The organism is Acidovorax sp. (assembly GCF_046339755.1).
Classification (GTDB): Bacteria; Pseudomonadota; Gammaproteobacteria; order Burkholderiales; family Burkholderiaceae_C; genus Acidovorax.
Window position 1 is genome coordinate 20,893 of record NZ_JBKDTZ010000278.1, and the last position, 6,538, is coordinate 27,430.

The window sequence follows — 6,538 nt, forward strand, 5'->3', positions numbered from 1 at the left end:
ATTGTGCGACGGTTGGAGTCGCCGTGGTGGGGCAGCGCCAAATAGCCGACTGCAGGCCTGTCCCTTCCCCCTTCAGACCGCGTCGGTGGGCTCAGCCAGTGCGTGCTGGTCCGCCCGCCTTGTCTGCCTCAGCAGCAGCCAGGCCATGAGCGCCAGCGCCCCCACGCCCGCCAGCAGCACGCCCCACAGCACGGCAATGCGCGTGGAGATGCCGCCGCTGGCGGCCGCAGCAGGCACCAGCGCGCCGTCTTTGGGCTTGCCACCGGTGATGTCGGCCCGGGCTGCATCGGCCAGCGCCATGGGCAACTGGTTCTCCTGTGCGGGCTGGTAGCCCGGCACCAGGCTGGCCATGGGCAGGAAGGCACCGGTCGCGGCGCTGGCGCCGGGCAGCCCGGCAGCCAGTGTGAAGGGCCCTTGCCCGCTGGCCAGGAACACCAGTTGCGCGGGCTCGAACTGCAGCGCCATCTCGGGCGTGGCGGCAAAGCCGGGGGTCTTGGGGTCGGCTTCGATCTTGATCTCGCGCACCGAGGCGCCGCCCAGTTCGACGGGGCCGCTGGCCTGCTCCTTGCCTCCCACGGTCATCTTGTAGACCACCGCGCTCGCCAGCAGCGACCAAGGCTGCTCGCGGTGGTTGCGGCCCAGCACGCGCACCGGGATCAACACATTGCTGCCGGGCGGCTTGATCTGGAGCGCGGCGACTGGCGTGGCAAACGGCAGCGCAAACACCAGATCATGCGGGTTGTTGCCCAGTGGCGGCACCGCCATGCTGGCGCTGACGCGCTCGCGCGGGCCTGTGTTGGTGGTGGTAGCCAGCCTGACGCCGCGCAAGGTCACGGCAGCGTCACCCCAGGTCACGCGCAGGTAGTGGTCTTTGAGGCCGGCGCGCTGCAGGTCGATCTGCTCGCTGCCCAGGCGACCTGGTGCCGTGGGTGCCATTGCAGCGTCGGCGCGGTACAGCACGGTCTCGGCCAGTGGGTGCCAGTGCTTGAGGTCCTTGCTGGCCTGCACCTGGAACGTCACGGGTTGGCCTGCTGGCAGATCCGCGTCCAGGGCCACGCGGGCCACGGGCAACTGCACATTTCGCGCGTCAAGCAACGCGCCCTGCACGGTTTGTGTGGCTGCAGGACCTGCTGCGCCGGCCCTGTCGACCTGCACCACGCGCTGGCCCTGGCGCTCCTCGATGCGCAGCGACAGGCCTTCCAGCCCTGCCGTCCCCGCGCCCGCAGCGCCCAGGATGGGATATGCGGGCAAGGTCACCGACTCTTCTGGGGTGCTGACCGCCGCCACACCGGCCAGTGCCATGGGCACGGGCTGGCCCGGGCCGTTGAAAAGGCGCAGGTCGGTGTAGCCCGGGCTTTGCAGGCGCACCAGCACCTCGGCGGGCAGCAGGATGCGCTGCAGCGGCGCATCGGCCGCGAGCGTCACGGGAATGCGAATGGCATAGGCCGCAGGGTTGTTGGCGTCGGTCACCGCGTGGGCCGCACCGGCACACAGGGACAGGGCGGCAGCGGCCAGCGCCAGGGGCAGGTTCAGAGCGACAGCAGGCTTCATGGAAAAGTCTCTTGGTGCGATGGCGCCAGCGGTGGGGCAGCAGGCTCCGCACGGGCAGCCGCCTTGGGCGGCAACGGCGCGAAGTAGCCCACCACCAGCATGAGCACACCCACGGCGATGAAGGCAATGATGCGTTCGGCACCGCCGGCATTGGACAAATCGATCAGCAGCAGCTTGACCACCACCGCGCCCAGCAGGCCTGCGCCCAGCAGCCACAGCGGCCGCTGCACGCGCCGGTGCGCCAGCACCATCATGCTGAGCGCCAGCAAGGTCCACAGGATGGCGTAACCAGTCTGCACCACGAAGCTGTCGAACAGCGCCGACGCATCCCAGCGCACGCCGAAGAAGTGGTGGGCCACACGCAACCACACGGTGTTGATGACGATGAACGCCAGCAGCGCCAACGCCTGCAGCGCATGGCGCCCGGTGACCCAGCCCGAGCGGGCCGGGAGCGGCAGCGCCGAAAGCAGTGACCGCCGCCAGAACATCAGGCCTCCCAACGCGAGCGCGAGCGTCAGGTCGGTGGGATTGAGCAGTGGAATGTAGGGCAGCGGCGTAGTGTGGCCCGACGAATGCACTGCCGCCAACAACGCGCCCCAGAACACCATCACCGCCAGGGGCGCGGCCGCCAGCCAGTAGTAGGCCTCGGCATGCGGGTTGAGCGGCCAAGGCAGCGCCGCACGCGGCGCCAGCCGGTTGCCACGACCCGCCCACAGCGCCAGCAGCATCAACACCGCAATGCCGCTGACCAGCAGGACCACACCGGCCCAGGAGGTACGCCACAGCTCGGCCTTGTCGATGCCGGACCACAGGCAGTCGGCCAGCAGCAAGGTCACCAGCCACACGGTGGCGGCATGGAACCAGCCAGCGAAGGAGGTGGGAGCACCCGGCTTGCCATCCACATCGGCCGCCACCTGCAGGCGGTCTGTCTGCCTGAGCATCCACACATGCAGCGCCAGCACGATGGGCCACACGGCCCAGGCGGGGGTTGCGAGCACGCGGTAGCCGTCGGCCACCTGCACGACCAAGCCCAGCGCCAGCATCGCAATGGTGCCGCGCGCCGGCCAGGTCGCCACTGCCCAGCGCGTGCGAAGGCCCAGCACCATCGACAGCGCGGCGCTGAGCACGACGGCCAGCATGGCCAGCAGTTCGGTCACCTGTTCGGAGAACACCGACATGGGCCACTGGCCCGCTTCCAGGCCGGGCACACGTCGCGTGATTTCCAGGAGCCAGGCCAGGCACCAGAACACAAAGCCGTAGAGATAGGCCGGATTGGACAGCCGTGCCTCCACACCCGCATAACCCCGCGCCCAGGCCGAGCCACTGTGCGGCAGCGGCTGGCGCAGCCACCAGGCCAGCAGCAGCGAGGGCAGCGCGATCAGCAACGCGCCCAGGAAGGCAGGGTTGACCAGCGGCAGCGGCGAGATGCTGGAGGTGCTGCCCAGGAAAGCCAGCATGGCCACGACCTGCAGCACAAGCCCGAAGGCGCGCGGCATCCAGCGGGCCTGGCGCATGCCGACCCAGAAAGCGCCTGCGCCTTCGAGCGCCCAGACCGCCGATGTCCATTGGGCGTCCAGCGCCAATGGCACGGCCAGTGTGGCAAAGCCCACGCCAACGGCAATGAAACATTCGACGAGCAGGCGCCAGCTGTCCAGCGCGCGGCGCGCCAACACGGTCGCAGTTGCCAGGTACAGCGCGGCAAAGGCCGTTGCGGAGAAGGCGGCGCCCAGCTCAAAAGGCTGTACCAGCCCGGCCTGCAGACCAAAGCCCACCAGCGGCGTGCCGAAGACCAGCATGGTGTCGACGGCATTGCCCAGCCTGGTGGGCGTGTTGCGGGCATAGAGGATGGCAGCACAAAGGTAGATCAGCACAAAGCCCGCAAGGAAGGGCTGCGTGCTGGCGTAGTTCTCGGGCTGGTACTTGAGCGCACCCCATGCCGAGGCGACGCCGAAGGTGGCGACAAAGCCCACCACGTTGAGCATGCGCCAGGAGCGCTTGTGGGCAATGAAGAGAATGGCCAGGTTCAGCAGGGTGTAGTAGCTGAACAGGCCCACATGGCTGCCCTGGCCCGTGGACAGCAGGATGGGTGCGGCAAAGCCACCGGCAAACGCCGCCACGGCAAGTGCGCGCGAGTCCTGCAGCAGCGCCAGCGCGCAACTGGCCGCGCAGACCGCGATCATCAGAGCGAAGGCGTAGAGCGGTGGCAGCAGCCCGTAGAGCCGGAAGGCGGCGAACACGGTGAGGTACATGACCGCCACGCCACCGCCCTGCAGGGCCAGCGCAAAAGCGGGCTTGTCAGCGCGCTTGCGGAAGCCCACCACCAGCAGCGCAATGCCCACCGCCGCGACCGCAGCCAGGCGGAATTCGACCGGCAACAGCCCGGCCGAAGCGGCATACCGCGCAAGGAAGGACAGGCCAATGAACAAAATCACCAGGCCTGCCCGCACGATGGTGTTGCCGCCCAGCAGCCAGTTCCTGGCGGCAAGCACGGCCTGCTCCAAGGCGTTGGGTGGGGCGGGCTGGCGAGGTACATCGGGGCGGGGAGGCACCGGAGCCGAGCTTGCGGCCGAGGTCTGGACGGGGGGCAGGTCTTGCGGCGTGGGTTCGCCAGTCCAGAACGGATCGTCCGCGTCCGGGCGTTCGTCCCGGGTCACCGGCGGTGGGGGTGTGGGCGAGGCCACCTGTGCCCTGTCTTCGGCAGTGGGCGCCGCGTGTGCCGCCGCAGCCGGCGGGGCAACAGCCTTCACGGCCTTCGCCTGCAACTCGGTACGGATGGCGGAGCGCACCGCCCAGCGCAGCGACAGCCCGGCAAAAAACCCCAGGATGGCGCCGACAAACGGTCCGAAGTCGCCATGGCCGCCAAACCACGAACCCAGCACCGCGCCCCAAAAAATGCCCCAGATGATCATGCCGCTCGCTCCCTCTTTGGGACTTCCTTCGACAGGCTGCCTGCCTGTACGAAAGAAGCCATCGTATTTTTAGCCCAGCCGGCCAACGCGCAACCGCCTGAGCATTGCGCCCCGGTCGTGGCGCGGGTGCGCGCGGCAGCTGGGTGGTTGCGCGGTGGTTGTGCTGTGGTGTCGCAGGCTTTGGACAGGTTCTTATACAGCACACCCTGTGGTGAATCCGCGCTCGAACGCCTTGTTACCTTGCAGGGGATCGGCCATCGGGGCATCGCCCAGCCCCGTGCGCAGCGGCGTGTCCGCGCCGATATCCGGCCGAAAATTGGCCATGGCGCATGTCCATCAAGCGCAAGTTGCTACAAAATAAGTAGCATCCTCATCTCGTCCGGGCGAGGTGCGTGAGCGGCAGCGCCCCGCTGGCCTTGACCTCGCCGAGCGAGAAGCTGGTGTGCATGTCTTTCACATTCGGCAGGTTGAGCAGCACGTTGCGCGCGAACTGCGAAAAGCTCTCCAGGTCGCGCGCCACCACCTGCAGCTCGAACGTGCCCGTGCCGCTGATGTAGTGGCAGGCCACGACCTCGGGGATCTGGGCGATCGCATCTTCCATCTCGCGCGTGAGGTTGCCGGTGCTGCGGTCCGCATCGAGCCGCACAAAGGCCAGCACCCCCAGGCCGATCTTGTTGCGGTCGATCTCGGCGCGGTAGCCCTTGATGAAGCCTTCTTCCTCCAGCGCACGCACGCGGCGCCAGCACGGCGCAGCCGACAGGCCCACGCGCTGGGCCAGCTCGGCATTGGTCAGCCGGGCATCGGTTTGCAGCTCGTTGAGGATGGCAATGTCGAATTTGTCGAGAGTGTTCACAAAGTGGCCGGATAAAGAAAGATCCTTTCTCAGAATAGCCTAAACACAGCACACAACGCAAAGACATATCAGCGACGCGGGCATACACTTGTCTTCACACTGGAGGTGCCGCCCTAAACGGATGGCAGCGCGGTGCCCCACCGTCCCCACAAGGGACGCACCCCCACAAGAAGCCAATGGAGACATAGCCATGAATGCCCCCCTGCCCGAGCACATCCGCAAGGCCCTAGAGACGGTCACTCTGGACGACAAATACGCCTTGGACCATGGCAGGGCGTTCATGAGCGGGGTGCAGGCCCTCGTCCGCCTGCCCATGCTGCAGCGCCAGCGCGATGCGATGGAGGGGCTCAACACGGCCGGCTTCATCAGCGGCTACCGCGGCTCGCCGCTCGGTACCTACGACCAGTCCCTGTGGGCGGCCAAGAAGCACCTGGAGGCCAACAACATCGTCTTCCAGCCCGGCGTGAACGAGGAACTGGGCGCCACGGCGGTCTGGGGCACGCAGCAGCTCGACCTGTACCCCCAGTCCAAGAAGTTCGACGGGGTCTTTGGCATCTGGTACGGCAAGGGCCCGGGTGTGGACCGCTGCTCGGATGTGTTCAAGCACGCCAACATGGCCGGCACGGCCAAGCACGGCGGCGTGATCGCCATCGCCGGTGACGACCACATCAGCAAGAGCAGCACGGCCGCGCACCAGAGCGACCACATCTTCAAGGCCTGCGGCACGCCGGTGTTCTTCCCGAGCAGCGTGCAGGAGATCCTGGATATGGGCCTGCACGCCTTTGCGATGAGCCGCTTCTCGGGCGTGTGGTCCGGCATGAAGACCATCCAGGAGGTGGTCGAGTCCTCGAGCAGTATCTCGGTGGACCCCGACCGCGTGAAAATCGTGATGCCCGAGGACTTCGCGATGCCGCCGGGCGGTCTGCACATCCGCTGGCCCGATGCGCCGCTGGAGCAGGAAGCGCGCCTCATGGACTACAAGTGGTATGCGGCCCTGGCCTACATCCGCGCCAACAGGCTCAACTACAACGTCATCGAAGGCCCGAACGACCGCTTCGGCATCATCGCCAGCGGCAAGGCCTACAACGACACGCGCCAGGCCCTGGTGGACCTGGGCCTGGACGACGACACCTGCCGACAGCTCGGCATCCGCGTGCACAAGGTCAACGTGGTGTGGCCGCTTGAAGCCACCATCACGCGCGATTTCGCCCAGGGCCTGCAGGAG

Annotated in this window: 4 protein-coding genes and 1 pseudogene; 1 reads left to right on the top strand and 4 read right to left on the bottom strand. The window is 67.5% G+C overall.

Annotation, left to right across the window (positions count from 1 at the left end; all coding sequences use genetic code 11):
• Positions 1-72: 72 nt before the first annotated feature.
• The 4 genes from ACK59X_RS23995 to ACK59X_RS24010 all read right to left on the bottom strand — a co-directional run bounded on the left by ACK59X_RS23995 (position 73) and on the right by ACK59X_RS24010 (position 5,313).
• Complete coding sequence (locus tag ACK59X_RS23995) at positions 73-1,551, bottom strand: DUF3999 domain-containing protein (RefSeq protein WP_409960884.1); 1,479 nt, start codon at positions 1,549-1,551, stop codon at positions 73-75.
• Positions 1,548-4,460 carry a DUF2339 domain-containing protein gene (locus ACK59X_RS24000; protein WP_409960885.1) on the bottom strand — a complete coding sequence of 971 codons (2,913 nt, stop codon included), beginning with the start codon at positions 4,458-4,460 and terminating at the stop codon, positions 1,548-1,550. Before ACK59X_RS24000 ends, ACK59X_RS23995 begins: the two co-directional genes overlap by 4 nt.
• Positions 4,461-4,652: 192 nt before the next feature.
• Entirely contained in the window at positions 4,653-4,784 is a 132-nt protein-coding gene (locus ACK59X_RS24005) for a hypothetical protein (RefSeq protein ID WP_409960886.1), read from the bottom strand.
• A gap of 46 nt (positions 4,785-4,830) precedes the next feature.
• The gene (locus tag ACK59X_RS24010) at positions 4,831-5,313 is read right to left on the bottom strand and encodes an Lrp/AsnC family transcriptional regulator (RefSeq protein WP_409960887.1); all 483 of its coding nucleotides are present in this window, start codon (positions 5,311-5,313) and stop codon (positions 4,831-4,833) included.
• A gap of 190 nt (positions 5,314-5,503) precedes the next feature.
• On the opposite strand from ACK59X_RS24010, the pseudogene ACK59X_RS24015 reads away from it, so the two are divergent.
• Positions 5,504-6,538 (top strand): annotated as a pseudogene (locus ACK59X_RS24015) (indolepyruvate ferredoxin oxidoreductase family protein); the annotation flags it as partial.